The organism is Streptomonospora sp. PA3, from assembly GCF_009728995.1.
Classification (GTDB): domain Bacteria; phylum Actinomycetota; class Actinomycetes; order Streptosporangiales; family Streptosporangiaceae; genus Streptomonospora.
Window position 1 is genome coordinate 150,288 of sequence record NZ_VTZW01000003.1, and the last position, 13,955, is coordinate 164,242.

10 protein-coding genes are annotated in these 13,955 nt (G+C 69.3%); 9 read left to right on the forward strand and 1 reads right to left on the reverse strand.

Annotation, left to right across the window (positions count from 1 at the left end; translation table 11 throughout):
* Window positions 1-34: 34 nt before the first annotated feature.
* The 6 genes from FZ103_RS01095 to FZ103_RS01120 all read left to right on the forward strand — a co-directional run bounded on the left by FZ103_RS01095 (window position 35) and on the right by FZ103_RS01120 (window position 8,511).
* Window positions 35-2,548, forward strand: a complete 2,514-nt coding sequence (locus FZ103_RS01095; RefSeq protein WP_155998125.1) for an ATP-binding protein — start codon at window positions 35-37, stop codon at window positions 2,546-2,548.
* Between the two features lie 119 nt (window positions 2,549-2,667).
* Window positions 2,668-4,980 (forward strand): type IV secretion system protein, encoded by a 2,313-nt coding sequence (locus FZ103_RS01100; protein ID WP_155998570.1) that lies wholly within the window; start codon window positions 2,668-2,670, stop codon window positions 4,978-4,980.
* Window positions 4,981-5,018: 38 nt separating this feature from the next.
* Window positions 5,019-5,669 carry a hypothetical protein gene (locus FZ103_RS01105; protein WP_155998126.1) on the forward strand — a complete coding sequence of 217 codons (651 nt, stop codon included), beginning with the start codon at window positions 5,019-5,021 and terminating at the stop codon, window positions 5,667-5,669.
* A 24-nt stretch (window positions 5,670-5,693) separates the two neighbouring features.
* The gene (locus FZ103_RS01110; RefSeq protein WP_155998127.1) at window positions 5,694-6,860 is read left to right on the forward strand and encodes a bifunctional lysozyme/C40 family peptidase; all 1,167 of its coding nucleotides are present in this window, start codon (window positions 5,694-5,696) and stop codon (window positions 6,858-6,860) included.
* Between the two features lie 30 nt (window positions 6,861-6,890).
* On the forward strand, window positions 6,891-7,646 hold the full coding sequence (locus FZ103_RS01115; protein WP_155998128.1) for a hypothetical protein: 756 nt from the start codon (window positions 6,891-6,893) through the stop codon (window positions 7,644-7,646).
* A gap of 136 nt (window positions 7,647-7,782) precedes the next feature.
* On the forward strand, window positions 7,783-8,511 hold the full coding sequence (locus FZ103_RS01120; RefSeq protein ID WP_155998129.1) for a type IV toxin-antitoxin system AbiEi family antitoxin domain-containing protein: 729 nt from the start codon (window positions 7,783-7,785) through the stop codon (window positions 8,509-8,511).
* Window positions 8,512-8,580: 69 nt separating this feature from the next.
* On the opposite strand, the gene FZ103_RS01125 is transcribed toward FZ103_RS01120, so the two are convergent.
* Window positions 8,581-9,633, reverse strand: coding sequence for a serine/threonine-protein kinase (locus FZ103_RS01125; protein WP_155998130.1), 1,053 nt, complete (start codon window positions 9,631-9,633; stop codon window positions 8,581-8,583).
* 886 nt (window positions 9,634-10,519) lie between these two features.
* Here FZ103_RS01125 and FZ103_RS01130 point away from each other — a divergent pair.
* From FZ103_RS01130 to FZ103_RS01140, 3 genes are all read left to right on the forward strand, one after another.
* Window positions 10,520-10,768, forward strand: coding sequence for a winged helix-turn-helix domain-containing protein (locus FZ103_RS01130; protein ID WP_155998131.1), 249 nt, complete (start codon window positions 10,520-10,522; stop codon window positions 10,766-10,768).
* A gap of 7 nt (window positions 10,769-10,775) precedes the next feature.
* Window positions 10,776-11,060: a winged helix-turn-helix domain-containing protein gene (locus tag FZ103_RS01135; protein WP_343233321.1), complete on the forward strand. Its 285-nt coding sequence runs from the start codon at window positions 10,776-10,778 to the stop codon at window positions 11,058-11,060.
* A 118-nt stretch (window positions 11,061-11,178) separates the two neighbouring features.
* Window positions 11,179-13,416, forward strand: coding sequence for an ATP-dependent RecD-like DNA helicase (locus tag FZ103_RS01140; protein ID WP_155998133.1), 2,238 nt, complete (start codon window positions 11,179-11,181; stop codon window positions 13,414-13,416).
* The last annotated feature ends 539 nt before the right edge of the window (window positions 13,417-13,955 follow it).

Consider the following 13,955-nt stretch of genomic DNA (forward strand, 5'->3'; position numbering starts at 1 on the left):
AGACCACCACGCACACCCTTGGGGAGGCCCCTCGATGACCGGCACCAGGAGCGGCAGCCGCCTCTCGGTCCGCTACTTCGACGACCGCATCCTGCTCAGCGACGCCGAGGCCTGGGCCTACTTCCGGCTGCCCACCGTCTCCTACGAGTTCTCCACCCCCGACGAGCGCGAAGCCCTCGCCACCAACATCACCATCGCGCTGGCGGCCATCCGGATGCACGACGCCGAGGTGCACCTGCGGGTCGCCCACCGCACCTACCCGGCAGCGGACTGGGCCACCCGGCTCGACGCCACCTCCGACTCCGGCCCGGGCTGGTTCGACTATCTGGACGAGATGTACCGCCACGTGTGGGCCAAGGACTTCTGGACCAAGGAGGTCTACCTCGGCGTCCGCCTGGGGCAGCGCGGCGGCGTGCGCGGCCAGCTCACGCAGGGCATGCTCGCCCAGCTCGTCAGCGCCTACCAGCGCACCGAGCAGGTGCTGGGCATCGAGGACGACGCCACCGACGCCAAGGAGATCGCCCGCTGGACCGAGCAGGCCGAGCGGCTGGGCCGGGCGCTGGCCGCCAGCTCACTGCACGCCCGCCACGCCACCTCCGACGAGATCGCCTGGCTGGTCCGGCACGCGGTCACCGGCACCATCGAGGAGACCCGCCGCTCGGCCGCCGACCGCCGCACCTGGGGCAAGGGCGAGATCGAGCAGCTGGTCGAGGGAGTCATCCACAACGGGCGGTCCATGCTGCGGCTGGACCAGCCCACCGGCTCGACCTACGTCGCCTACCTCTCGTTCTCCCGGTTCCCCGACCTGATGCCCTTCCCCGACGGCGAGCCGTGGCTGCACTACGCCGACGCGCTGCCGTTCCCCGTCGAGATCTCGCTGCGGATGAAGCTGATCCCGCCGGCGAAGGCCAGCAAGGACGTGGGCCGCAAGCTTGCCCACGCCCGCGACATGGACGCCCACATCCGCGAAGCCGGCGTGCCCGCCCCCATCGCCCTCGCCGAGCAGATCGACGCCGCCCGCATGCTGGAGCACGGCATCACCAAGGAGCGGCTGCCGTTCGTCTACGGATGGCACCGGCTGATGGTCTCGGCGCCCACCGAGGAGCTGCTGATCCAGCGGGTCGAGGCGGTCGTCGAGCACTACCGCGACATCGGGATCGACGTCGTCAACTCCACCGGCGACCAGTTCTCGCTGTTCTCGGAGTCGCTGCCGGGCGACCGCATCCGGCTCAGCGCCTACGCCCAGCGCCAGCCGCTGCGCACGATCGCCGGAGGCATGCCCACGGCCACCATCGACCTGGGGGACCGGCGCGACTCCTCGGGCGCGGGCTGGACCGGGCCCTACATCGGCGAGACCATCGGGCGCGCCCGGTCGGTGGTGCACTTCGACCCGATGGTGGCGGCGGCGCGCAACCGCCCCACGGCGATCGCGATCACCGGCGAGCCCGGCGGCGGCAAGACCACCCTGGCGCTGCTGCTGATCCACCAGCTCGCGCTGCGCGGCGTGACCGTCGCGGCCATCGATCCCAAGGGCGACGCCGAGTCGCTGGTGCGGCTGCTGCAGCGGAGGGGGCGCAAGGCGCGGATCATGTCGATGGCCTCGGCCGAGCCGGGGCTGCTGGACCCCTTCTCCTTCGGCGACGACCTGTCCACGCAGAAGACCATGGCGACCGAGACGCTGCGGCTGCTGCTGCCGAGAATGAGCGAGGAGCGGGAGTCGGCGATGATCCAGGCGGTGGCCGCCGTCGCCAACCAGCCGCGACCCAGCCTGGCCAAGGTCGTGGAGTACCTGGAGGACTCCGACGACCCCGCTTCGCGGAATCTGGGGGCGGTGCTGCGCTCCATGTCGGAGATGCGGCTGGCCGGCCTGTGCTTCGACCCCCAGGGCGAGACCCAGATCGACACCGAGGGCTGGACCACGGTCTTCACGCTCGGCGGGCTCACCCTGCCCGACTCCGCCATCCAGCGCGACGACTACTCCTACGAGCAGCGGCTCAGCGTCGCCCTGCTGTACCTGGTCAGCCAGTTCGCCCGGCGGCTGATGAACGGCATCGACCGCCACCTGCCCAAGGCCATCTTCCTGGACGAGGCGTGGGCGGTGACCTCCACCCCCGAAGGCGCCAAGCTCGTCCCCGAGGTGTCGCGGATGGGGCGCTCCCGCAACACCGCGCTCATCCTGGTCAGCCAGAACGCCGGCGACCTTCTCAACGAGCAGGTGACCAACTGCCTGTCCAGCGTGTTCGCCTTCCGTTCGAGCGAGCGGTACGAGGTGGAGAGCGTCATGTCCCTGCTGGGGGTCGAGTCCTCCGAGGACCACCAGGCGATGCTGCGCAACCTCGGCAACGGCGAGTGCATCTTCCGCGACCTCGACGGACGTGCTGGACGGGTCGCCGTGGACCTGGTGTCCGAGGAGTTGCTGGAGTGGCTCGACACCAACCCCACGCGGCATCGGCCGGACGACATCCCCGACGACGACGGCGCAGGCACCGGTGCCCTGGTTGGAACGGGCGGCACCGGCGGTACCAGGAGGATGGGGCAGGACCAGTGACCAACACCGCGACGCCGACCGCCGACCGCGGCCCCGACGAGGACTCGGAGACCGCGGAAGACAGGCAGCCGCGCCGGCAGGGGAAGCGGCACCGGAGGCGCTTGAAGCGTAACCTGGTGATGGCCGTGCTGATGCTGGCTTTCCTGATGACGCCGCTGGCCAGCGCTCAGGCCGCCCCGATGTGCGAGGGGGAGCCCGCTCCGCAGCCGGAGGCGGCGGGCAGCGGCGCGGACGGGCTGCTGGTGCCGCCGCAGTCGGCAGAAGCAGTGGCCGCATCCCCGGACGGATTGCCTCCGGATTCGAGCATCTACGGCCAGTACGGCACAGCCGGCCAGCAGTGGCACGTCATTCGCGAGTCCTGTGTCGACAAGCTCGGGTCGGCTTCTGTGGCGACACTGAGCAATACGGCCTGGGACCTGTCCAAGACCATCAACCAGTCGACGATCACCGTTTATCAGGCGGCAACCAGCGACGGGCTCCTGGCCAGTTTCAACAACCTGGTGGAAAACGTCATCGGCCAGCTCCGTGAGGGCCTGTGGAGGCCGCTGCTTCCGACGGTGATCATTCTCGGGGCTGTGTGGCTGGGCTGGTATGGGTTGATTCGCAAGCGAGTTACTCTCACCATCGAGAGCGCAGTCTGGATGGTTTTGGCGACGGCACTGGGAATGTGGGTTCTCGTCAATCCAGGCCAGATACTCGGATACGCCGGAACAATCGTGAACTCCGGCAGCCAGTTGGTCAACGCCTCGATCTCTCAAGTGTCGGCGCCCGGGTCGACAACGACGTGTCCGGCCGGAGCGCCGGAGGTGCAGCGGGCTGATTGGGAGAGCGCGAACGATTTCGCGGTCCGCAGTAACTCGCAGATGCTGTGGGAGGGGCTCGTCTGCCGCCCCTGGATCGCCGGTGAGTTCGGCACCGGGCCGGTCGCCAATACGGCTGCTGAACGCCACGCGATGGACTTGCTCACCGCGCAGGGAGTGAGCCGGTCTGAGCAGCAGCAGATCGCTGATGGTGAGCTCGACCCCGTTCAGCTCTACAACGAGAAGCAGCAAACTTACGAAGATATTGCCTCCGACATCGAGAATACGTATCCCGAGATCTACCCCCTCTTCGAGGGCGAGCAGCAGGGCAGCAGGCTCGGGGTCGCGACGTTGGCGTTGTTCGCCGCCTTGTTCGCCGGCGGATTGATTCTTGCAGGATCGGTGGCTTTGATCGTATTGAAGATCGGATTTTTGCTTCTGTTGCTGCTGGCACCCGTATTCCTGCTTATCGGGATCCATCCCGGTTACGGTCGCACGGTGCTGCTGCGCTGGTTCGAGATGCTTCTCGGGCTACTGCTCAAGCAAATCTTCGTTGTTCTCCTGATCGCCCTGCTCGTCATGTGCTACGGCCTGGTGATGACGACGAACCTCGCATGGGGCTTGCAGATGATTCTGCTGGCTCTCTTCACCCTTGCTTTGTTTATCTACCGCCGTCCGTTCAGCCACCTCTTCGCATCGATCAACGCAAACACCTTTACATCTCGGATGGTGAGCGATGCCGTATCGAGCAGTGCACTGAGTAGGAGCGCGAACGTCCTCCCGCCTGTCGCCTACATGAGGGCCCAGAAGTGGGGCCTCAAGCGCAGCCCTCAGCTCGCGGCCGCAGCCGCCGCGACACCCGCCGCCGGCGGCGCACCCTCGACCCCGGAGGCGGCCGAATCGCTGCGCGGCGGCGCCGTACCGGATGGTGCGGAAGGCGACGGCGGGCGCGTCCGCGGGGAGACCGGCAGGGCGCGCGTCGGCGGTGGCTACGGCCGTGTCCGCGGCAACGCGGCACCGCCGCCCCTCAAGCTCGGGCAGACCGAGAACGGCGACAAGATCCAGCAGCGGGCCGCCGCCGCAGCCGGCCGATCGACCTCGGAGGCCCCCCGGCTCAGCGAGGCTGCCTCCGGAGGCTTGGGCGGGAGCGCACGTGCGGCTTCCTCCGGTGGTTCGGGCAGCATCCCGCCCCGTCCCTCCGGCGGCTATACCGGCACCGGCGACACGGGGTGGGCCTCGGTGTTCGGCCGTGGCGGGGGCGCAGGCGAACAGCGACCGGCTCCGCAACGCGGGTCCGCCGAGAGCCCTCGTCCAGCGGAGCCATCCGGCCGCGCCGATCCCAACACCGGCGCAGGGATCTTCCGCGGACGCGAGGCGACGCCTCCGCAGGGCAACGTCAACCGCGGTTCGCGGTGGGGCGGTCCCCGTCCCAAGAAGGGGCGGGAGGCGCCGCCGCCGCGCCAACCGCGCCCGGCGCCGTCGCGTGAGTCGAAGGATGGCGGCACCTGGCTCACCGGCTCGCGCGACAGGAACAACGACGCGCCGATCAGCCCGTTCTGGACCGGCGCGGAGCCGCAGCGCCGCCGGGACAACCGCCGAGACGTACCGTTCTGGCTCCGGGACGAGGACTGAATCCACCGCAACGACCGCCCTCAATAGGAACCCCCGAAATGCCCAAATCGCTGAGTGAAGGACAGCAGCGCTTCGTGTTCGGCGCCCTCGTCGTCGTCCTCGTGGCCTTCGGCATCTACCTGAGCCTGGGCGGCTGGGGCGGCGGCGCGGGCGAGGACGCATCGGACTCCGGGCCATCTGCCTCGGACGGCGGTCAGGGCGGCAGCGCGGAGGTGGCTCCACCGAGCCCGATCCCGACCACGGCCACGCAGGACATGCGGGTGATGGACTGGTTGCCCTTCAGCGAGGAGGAGTTCAAGGCCGCGGCGGCGACGGCGCAGGAGTTCGGCAGGGCCTACGGCACCATCGACTACTCGCAGTCGCCCGAGGAGTATTACGCGGGCATGCAGGACCTCGCGACGGAGGAGTACGCGAAGACCCTGGCGCAGAGCTCCGGGGCGGGCGCCTTGTGGCAGGAGAAGGCCGAGGACGAGGCGGTCTCCGAGGGCCGCGCGAACGTCGAGTCCATCCGCGCTTTCGGCGAGGATTCGGTCACGTTCGTGCTGAAGGTGCAGTCGATCACCGAAGGCAGCGAAGGTGCCAACGAGGATCTGGGCGAGTTCGCTGTCACGGTTGCGGACGAGGGCGGCGAGTGGCGGGTCTACGATTTCCAGCCGGCCGATGCCGGAAACCTCGGTGATACCCGATGAGCGGGAGATGCGGCAGGTGACTGGATGATCTCTCTGTTCGCCGCGCGCTCCGCGCGAGACACAGACACGGGATCGTGCGCCACGCGCTTGGCGATCGGTGTCGGTTTGCTCATGGTGGGTGCGATCGCGGTCGGCGTCGTCATCGTGCCCATGGCCGCGTTCAATCCCGGCATCATCACGGCCGTTGGCGGACTGCGGTGCACCTCCGACGAATCCGTCCAGCAGGCTCAGAGCAGCGGCTACGCAGAAGACTCCATCCCGGCGAACTATCTGGAGATCTATCGCGAGGTCGGCGAGGAGAAGAACATCCCCTGGAACATCCTCGCGGGCGTCGGGCAGGTCGAGAGCAAGCACGGCCGCTGGGACGGGCCGGGAATCACCGAAGGGCACAACGCCTGGGGGGCCGCCGGCCCCATGCAGTTCGGCGCGCTCGACGGTTCCGCCGCCGGCAACAGCTGGGGCGGCAAACCCGTCATGGACGCCGAGGACCGGCCCGAGGAGGGCTACGGGCAGGACGGCAACGACGACGGCGTCGTCAACGTATACGACCCGGCGGACGCGATCCCGGCGGCGGCCGACTACCTCATCGCCCACGGCGCTCGGGAGAACATGCGCGAGGCGATCTACGGCTACAACCACGCATGGTGGTATGTCGACGACGTACTGGGCTGGGCGGAGCAGTACGCCGACGGCGACTTCGAGACGAGCGGTTCCATCCAGCAGGCCGTCAACTGCGAGCTCACCACGAAGGGTGCACCGATCGGCCAGGCGCCCGACGAGCTGACGCAGGACGTCGTCGACTGGGCGCTGGCACAGCGCGGCAAGCCCTACCTGTGGGGCGGCACCGGTCCCAACGCCTTCGACTGCTCGGGGCTGGTGATGCGGGCTTATGAAAGCGTCGGGGCCTCGATCCCGCGCGTGTCGCAGGACCAATGGGCGTTCGGGCCGAAGATCCCCCAGGGCGAGGAGCGGCCGGGCGATCTGGTCTTCTTCGATGTGGAGGGTCCGGGAGGGAGCCCCGGCCACGTGGGCATGGTCATCGGCGATGGCCTCATGGTCGAGGCCTGGTGCACCGACTGCGGCCCGATCGCGGTGCGCGAGTACGAGGCACCGGGTCGCGATATTCTCGGGTTCACACGCCCCCTAGAGCATCGTGATGTGAAGGCGCAATTGGCGAATCAAAGCCAGTGACAGGCACGACTGGTCCCCATTGGAATAAGTATGCCGGAGAGACAGAGTTCGCCCAAGAACAAAGTTGGATTGCATGGATGGCGTGCCTTCCTCGTCGTAACGGGCTCCGGGCTGGCAGCGGGCGTTCTTGTCGTCGCGATCATTGTCGGGGTACTCCGGCTTGCTGTGTCGACCCTCGAAGGCGGTGTTGAACAGCCTCAGTCCGACGGCCCGGCGCCGACACGTGGGCCTGTCACCACACTCGAACCGGGGTCGTTCGATCTTTGTGAATCGCTGGAGAACATGCAGGCCTTTAGTGCTGTGGCGCCCGCGCGGGCGGACGGCGGGGAATCATTCGTCGACACAGCCGAAGCGAGTCCGGGGCTGGCGATGCGTACGATCGAGAACACGTGCATCTGGGACGTCCAGGTCGGTGGCCTGGTGCCCTCACAATTTACGCTCACGTACACCTCATACATTTCGAATGGCGGAGACTCCGCTGTCCAACGTGCTTCAGGACGGTTCGATCGCGGTCATGATGAAATCAGCGGGGATCTCGCGTCTGTCTCCTCCAGCGGGAATCTCGGAGTGCTGGACGAAGGATCTCACTACGCGTATGGCACCGACGGCGGGCATGAGCAGTTGTCTTACATCGGCCTTGTGAAGACAAGTGTCTTTACCGTGGACCTAGTCAACACGGAACCCACCTCGGAGTACGAAGCCGATCTGGAGGCCGAGTACAAGGCGCTCGTCATCGAGTTGCTTCCGGAGATCCGGGTCCGCCTTAACCGGGTGATTCCGGACTGACGAGAGAGATGTAGCGGCACGTTCAGCGACCCGACGGCGAACCAATCCGAACGTGCTCCCCGGGTGTGCGGTCGGAGTTATCCACAACCCTGTGATCACACTGGCGCGCGTCCCGCCGCCCCGCGACGCTTGAAGCATGATCTTCAGGAAGGCACTCCCATGCCAGGGAGACGACGCCGTCGCGCTGTTCGCGGCGGCTCAGTTCGGACTGATCAGTAGGGCGCAGGCGCTGCGGTCGGGGCTATCGGCCGACGACATCGCTGAGCGGCTGCGCAGCGGGGTGTGGGTGCGGACGCTGCATTGGGGCGTGTTCCGGGTGCTGGGATACGGAACGCTGGCCTCGTCGCTGAAGCGGGCGGTCGTCGCGGCGCAGTTGACTCTGGCGCCCGGCGCGTTCGCCTGCCGCGACACCGCCGCGCGGCTGTGGCGGTTGGACGGACTGCCGCCGTGGGACGGGCGCACCGTGGACATGGGCGTGCGGTGGCGCCCGGGGCCGGTCGTCGGCACGCGGGCCGTGTCGCCCACCGTCCGCGTCCACTCGCTGCGCGTCTCCGAGGGCGACATCGTCCGGCGCGCGCCGATCCGGCTCACCTGCGTCGGGCGGACGCTGCGGGACCTGTCGGTGTGCAGCGGGACCGGTACGCGCAGGCGCCTGTACGGGTCGGCGGTAGGGCGGGGTCTGGTGGTCGCGGGCGGCACGAAAGGACTTCCGCACCGCAAGCGGGCCGTCTGCCGCGACCGGTGGCTGCCGCAGGCACACGACTCCCAGGCCGCTTGCAAACCCCGCGGCACCAACGGAGTGGGCAACCAGCCGAGCCGGAATTCCAGCGACGGCCGGGGCGAAGGCCAGGAGAAGCCGCCCTGATCGGACACGCGGGACACCTCAGGCGTCACCGCGCCGCACCCCGCGGACCTCCGTCCGGCAGGCATGCCGTCACCGCAGCGACCGCGCCCAGGGATACTCCCGCGGAGGCCGGGGCAGCCGCACGGCGACCTCCGTCCAGGTGGTGCGTAGGAACTCGCGCAGAGTAGCTGAGACGGCGGCGGGTCGCGGATCGCCGCCGCTCGCCGCCAGTACCTCGCGCAGCAGCCGGGAGGAGTCCGGGCGCTCGGCCGGGTCTTTGGACAGGGCCGCGAGCACCAACGGCTCCAGGCCGGCCGGCAGCCGCTCCAGGTCGGGTTCCTCGCGCAGCACCCGGCGGGCCAGTTCCTTGGGGTGCCCGTGGCCGAACGGGTTGCGCGCCGAGCCCGCGAACGCCACGAGGCATCCCCACAGGAACACGTCGGAGCGGTCGGTGGCGGGCTCGCCCCGGTACTGCTCGGGGCTGATCCAGCCGGGGGTCCCCACGCGATCGCGCGGGGCGGTCGCGCGGCCGCCGTCCGCGCTCGGAAGTCCTTGCGGTTCCCGGATACCGATACGCCGCAGCCCTTGGCGGAACCGCCGCAGGCGGATCCAGCGCGTGGGGTCCTCGGGAGCGGTGGACCGGGCTATCCCGAAGTCGAGGATCTTCGGCCCCGTCGGCGCGATCACCACGTTGCTCGGCTTGAGGTCGCGGTGCACGATTCCCACCGCGTGCACGGCCCGCAGCGCCTCCGCGGCCCCGGCGGCAAGGCCCGCGAGCATGCCGCCGCGCAGCGGCCCGTGCCGCTCGACGTGGTGGCGCACGGTCGGGCCGGGCACATACTCGGTCGCCAGCCACGGCGGTTCGGCTTCCACGTCGGCCTGTACGAACCGGGCCACGCACGGGCTGTTGACCCGGGCCAGCAGCCGAGCCTCATGCGCGAACTGCCGGCGGAACTCGGCGGTGGCGGCGTGCTCGCCGTTGACCACCTTGACCGCGAGGTACCCGCGGATTCCGGGCGCCCTCCCGGCGTAGACGGTGCCCATCCCGCCGGAGCCGACACGCCCCACCAGCTCGTAGCCGCCGACCTCGGCCGGATCCCCGGGCAGCAGCCGACCCAGGCGCCGAGTCCCTCGGGCCTTCATCGCGCCTCCAGAGCAGATCCCGACCGAGCCGCATCGGCACCGCGCGGAAGCCCGAAACCCGAACCGCAGCGCCGCGCCTGTTGCGTGGAGGGGAGTCTAACGCCGCGCCGCCGCCGTCATCGGTATCAGCCGGATCGCGACACCAGAAGGCGCTCAGAGGAACCCAGTGGGAACCGCATGGAGGCCGTCACCACCGAGTTGCGGCAATGGGCGCGCCTCGCGCAGCGCGGTCGCAGCTTGCCGCCGAGCGCACGCTGAACCTGCCAGATGGGGCCGTGCCACCGGTGGCGGGTCTCCGGCGCAATGGTGCGCCGTGCGCTCGGCGGCAAGCTGGCGCGCGGCGCTTCGCGCATCTCAGCCCCATTGCCGCAGCTTTTGTGGTGTCTGCCCTGGGTGGTYCCCGGGGGTTCCTCCGGTTGYCCGGGCAGAGGAACCCAGTGGGAACTGCATGGAGGCCGTCACCACCGAGTTGCGGCAATGGGCGCGCCTCGCGCAGCGCGGTCGCAGCTTGCCGCCGAGCGCACGCTGAACCTGCCAGATGGGGCCGTGCCACCGGTGGCGGGTCTCCGGCGCAATGGTGCGCCGTGCGCTCGGCGGCAAGCTGGCGCGCGGCGCTTCGCGCATCTCAGCCCCATTGCCGCAGCTTTTGTGGTGTCTGCCCTGGGTGGTTCCCGGGGGTTCCTCCGGTTGTCCGGGCAGAGGAACCCAGTGGGAACTGCATGGAGGCCGTCACCACCGAGTTGCGGCAATGGGCGCGCCTCGCGCAGCGCGGCCGCAGCTTGCCGCCGTCGGCTATTCGTCGCGGTCGAGCAGGGCGGACAGGCGGCTGCGGAGCTCCAAGGCGGTTTCGCGGACCCTAACGGATGCCCTCTTCTACCTTCGTCGCATGCCTGACGATGAGATCGACTATGAGTCGCCGCTGCCGCCCTACCGGCAGATCGCGGACGTCGTCATTGGTGAGATCGAGCGGGGGGAGTTGCGCCCGAACCGGCCGATTCCTTCGGAGGCGACGATGATCCAGCGCTGGGGAGTCGCGCGGGACACGGTGCGGCGTGCTGTTCGGTATCTCCGTGAACAGGGCTACGCGTACACGGTTCCGCAGCGAGGGACCTATGTGGCGGACCGGTCAGAGTAGGAGTGTCGTGGACGAGCAATGCGGCGTCCCCCGTTTCGATCCTCGGGGACCTGACCTCGTCTATGCCGCCCTCGCCGATCACATCGTGGCGCGGGTGCTCGCCGGTGACCTGGTGCCTGGAGCGCGCCTGCGGGCCGAACGCGACCTGGCCGAGGAGTACGGCGTCGCGTACATGACCGTGCGGCGGGCGATGCAGGTACTTCGCGAGCGGGGCGTGGTCGTCACCGTTCACGGCAAAGGGACCTTCATCGCTCAAGACGCCCGGCAGAACGTGCACAAGAACGAGGAGTAATCGTCGCCGTTCCCGTGCTACCGCGCATCGCCGTGCCGATCGGCATCCGCCTCCTCGCCACCGTGTCCCCACCAGACGGCATCATGGGCGCAACCGAGGTCGCGGAAGAGGTGTCCTGATGGCCAAGCGGTCGAACCGGGCCGGTTCCGGGGAGGGCGGGTTCCGGCCTTCCGTGCTCGAAGGGGTGCTGGAGCGCATCACCTTCGCCAACGAGGAGACCGGCTACACGGTCGCCAAGGTCGACACCGGCCGCGGCGGGGAGCTGACCACGGCGGTCGGTGCGCTGCTGGGCGCCCAACCTGGGGAGTCGCTGCGGATGGAGGGCCGCTGGGGCTCCCATCCCCAGTACGGCCGGCAGTTCATGGTCGAGAACTACACCACGGTCCTGCCCGCGACCGTGCAGGGTGTGCGCCGCTACCTCGGATCGGGACTGGTCAAGGGCATCGGGCCGCGGCTGGCCGAGCGGATCGTGGACTTCTTCGGCGTCGAGGCCCTCGACGTCATCGAGCAGACGCCCGAGCGCCTCATCGAGGTGCCCAAGCTGGGCCCCAAGCGCACCCGCCTGATCGCCGACGCCTGGGAGGAGCAGAAGGCCATCAAGGAGGTCATGGTCTTCCTCCAGGGCATCGAGGTGTCCACGTCGCTGGCGGTGCGCATCTACAAGAAGTACGGCGACTCCTCCATCTCCGTCGTGCGCAACGAGCCCTACCGGCTGGCCACCGACGTGTGGGGGATCGGGTTCAAGACCGCCGACACCATCGCCCAGGCCGTGGGCATCCCGCACGACAGCCCGGAGCGGGTGATGGCCGGCATCCAGTTCACGCTGTCGGAGTCCACCGGCGACGGCCACTGCTACCTGCCCGAGGAGCGGCTGATCGCCGAGGCCGTGAAGATCCTGCAGGTCGACTCCGGCCTGGTGATCGAGTGCCTGGCGCGCCTGGTGGCCGAGGAGGGCGTGGTCACCGAGAAGGTGGCCGGTCCCGACGGCGAGGAGGCCACCGCCGTCTACCTGGTGCCCTTCCAGCGGGCCGAGGCCGCGCTCGCCGCGCAGCTGCGCGGGCTGCTGAACGCCTCCGCCGACCGCCTGCCCGCCTTCCAGGACGTCGACTGGAGCGTCGCCCTGGGCTGGCTGGCCTCGCGGACCGGCGCCGAATTGGCCGCCGAGCAGGAGGAGGCGGTCAAGCTCGCGCTGAGCCGCCGGGTCGCGGTGCTCACCGGCGGCCCCGGCTGCGGGAAGTCCTTCACCGTCGCCTCGATCATCACCCTGGCCGCGGCCAAGAAGGCCAAGATCATCCTGGCCGCCCCCACCGGGCGCGCCGCCAAGCGGCTGACCGAGCTGACCGGCCACGAAGCCTCCACGGTGCACCGCCTGCTGGAGCTCAAGCCCGGCGGCGACGCCTCATACGACCGCGACAACCCGCTGGACTGCGACCTCCTGGTGGTCGACGAGGCGTCGATGCTCGACCTGCTGCTGGCCAACAAGCTGACCAAGGCGGTGCCGCCGGGCGCCCACCTGCTGCTCGTCGGCGACGTCGACCAGCTGCCCTCGGTCGGGGCCGGGCAGGTGCTGCGCGACCTGCTGGACGAGCGCTCCCCGCTGCCGCGCGTCCGGCTGACGCACGTCTTCCGGCAGGCGCAGGAGTCGGGTGTGGTGACCAACGCCCACCGGGTCAACACCGGAACCCCGCCCGAGTTCGCCGGCATGTCGGACTTCTTCCTCTTCCCCAGCGACGACACCGAGGCCACGGCCGAACTCACCGTCGACGTGGTCGCCAACCGCATCCCGCGCCGGTTCGGCCTGGATCCGCGCCGCGACATCCAGGTGCTCGCGCCCATGCACCGCGGCCCGGCGGGGGCCGGCAACCTCAACGTGCTGCTGCAGCAGGCGCTGACGCCCTCGCGCGACGGGGTCGCCGAGCGCCGTTTCGGCGGCCGGATCTTCCGCGTCGGCGACAAGGTCACCCAGATCCGCAACAACTACGACAAGGGCGCGAACGGCGTCTTCAACGGCACGCTCGGCGTCATCACCGGCATCGACGGCGTCGACCAGTCGGTGGCGGTGCGCACCGACGAGGACGAGGACATCGACTACGACTTCGCCGAACTCGACGAGCTGGTGCACGCCTATGCGGTGACCGTGCACCGCTCGCAGGGCAGCGAGTACCCGGCCGTGGTCATCCCCATCACGACCAGCGCGTGGATGATGCTGCAGCGCAACCTGCTCTACACCGCCATCACCCGCGCAAAGCGGCTCGTCGTCCTGGTGGGCTCCCGGCGGGCGCTCGCCCAGGCCGTACGCAACGCGGGCGCCGGGCGGCGGTATACCGCGCTGGCGCAGCGTCTGGCTGATTTCTGACCCAGGTCCTCAAACGCCGATTCCGTGCGCAGTGCCGGAGAGTGTCGGAAACGGTGCGGAAGACTCCGGAGAATACTGAAGAAAAAACATCCTTCTTCTCTTTTGTGGCATACCCGACGATTCGGACGCCTGGGCCAATGTATGTGGCGAAAGTCGCAGATGGATTCGTATAACTGGACAACTGAAATATCGCGGATCGTGCAGTACCGTGATCGGGGTCGGGCGCGGCACCGCCCCCTCTCCCCGTGCCGCCGCCCGCAGGCCGTGATCGCGTCCGCTCCCTCCCGGGCGCCGGCTCGGCCGGACCGGGGCCGCCGCCTTCTCCGGGGCGGGTGCTGCACGCATCCGTCCGGGTGTCGCGAGAATATGGAGTCGGCGGCGGTTCCCGGTCCGTTCCCCCGTGCTCATCCGGAGTTTTTCGAGTTTCCGCCCCACGGGCACTCGCGATTGAATACGCTCACCTTATGAAGCGGAAACCGGAAGGGAATCCGCGGTTCGACGGGTCGGGTCGTGCCCGCGCCCGGTGCCTGCGTCGGCGT

What these genes read in the sequence shown, in the direction of transcription:
- FZ103_RS01130 (WP_155998131.1), top strand. Translation starts at nt 10,520, where the DNA reads ATGCCTGACGATGAGATCGACTATGAGTCGCCGCTGCCGCCCTACCGG.
- FZ103_RS01140 (WP_155998133.1), top strand. Translation starts at nt 11,179, where the DNA reads ATGGCCAAGCGGTCGAACCGGGCCGGTTCCGGGGAGGGCGGGTTCCGG.
- FZ103_RS01125 (WP_155998130.1), bottom strand. Translation starts at nt 9,633, where the DNA reads ATGAAGGCCCGAGGGACTCGGCGCCTGGGTCGGCTGCTGCCCGGGGAT.
- FZ103_RS01115 (WP_155998128.1), top strand. Translation starts at nt 6,891, where the DNA reads ATGCCGGAGAGACAGAGTTCGCCCAAGAACAAAGTTGGATTGCATGGA.
- FZ103_RS01100 (WP_155998570.1), top strand. Translation starts at nt 2,668, where the DNA reads ATGGCCGTGCTGATGCTGGCTTTCCTGATGACGCCGCTGGCCAGCGCT.
- FZ103_RS01120 (WP_155998129.1), top strand. Translation starts at nt 7,783, where the DNA reads ATGATCTTCAGGAAGGCACTCCCATGCCAGGGAGACGACGCCGTCGCG.
- FZ103_RS01110 (WP_155998127.1), top strand. Translation starts at nt 5,694, where the DNA reads ATGATCTCTCTGTTCGCCGCGCGCTCCGCGCGAGACACAGACACGGGA.
- FZ103_RS01095 (WP_155998125.1), top strand. Translation starts at nt 35, where the DNA reads ATGACCGGCACCAGGAGCGGCAGCCGCCTCTCGGTCCGCTACTTCGAC.
- FZ103_RS01105 (WP_155998126.1), top strand. Translation starts at nt 5,019, where the DNA reads ATGCCCAAATCGCTGAGTGAAGGACAGCAGCGCTTCGTGTTCGGCGCC.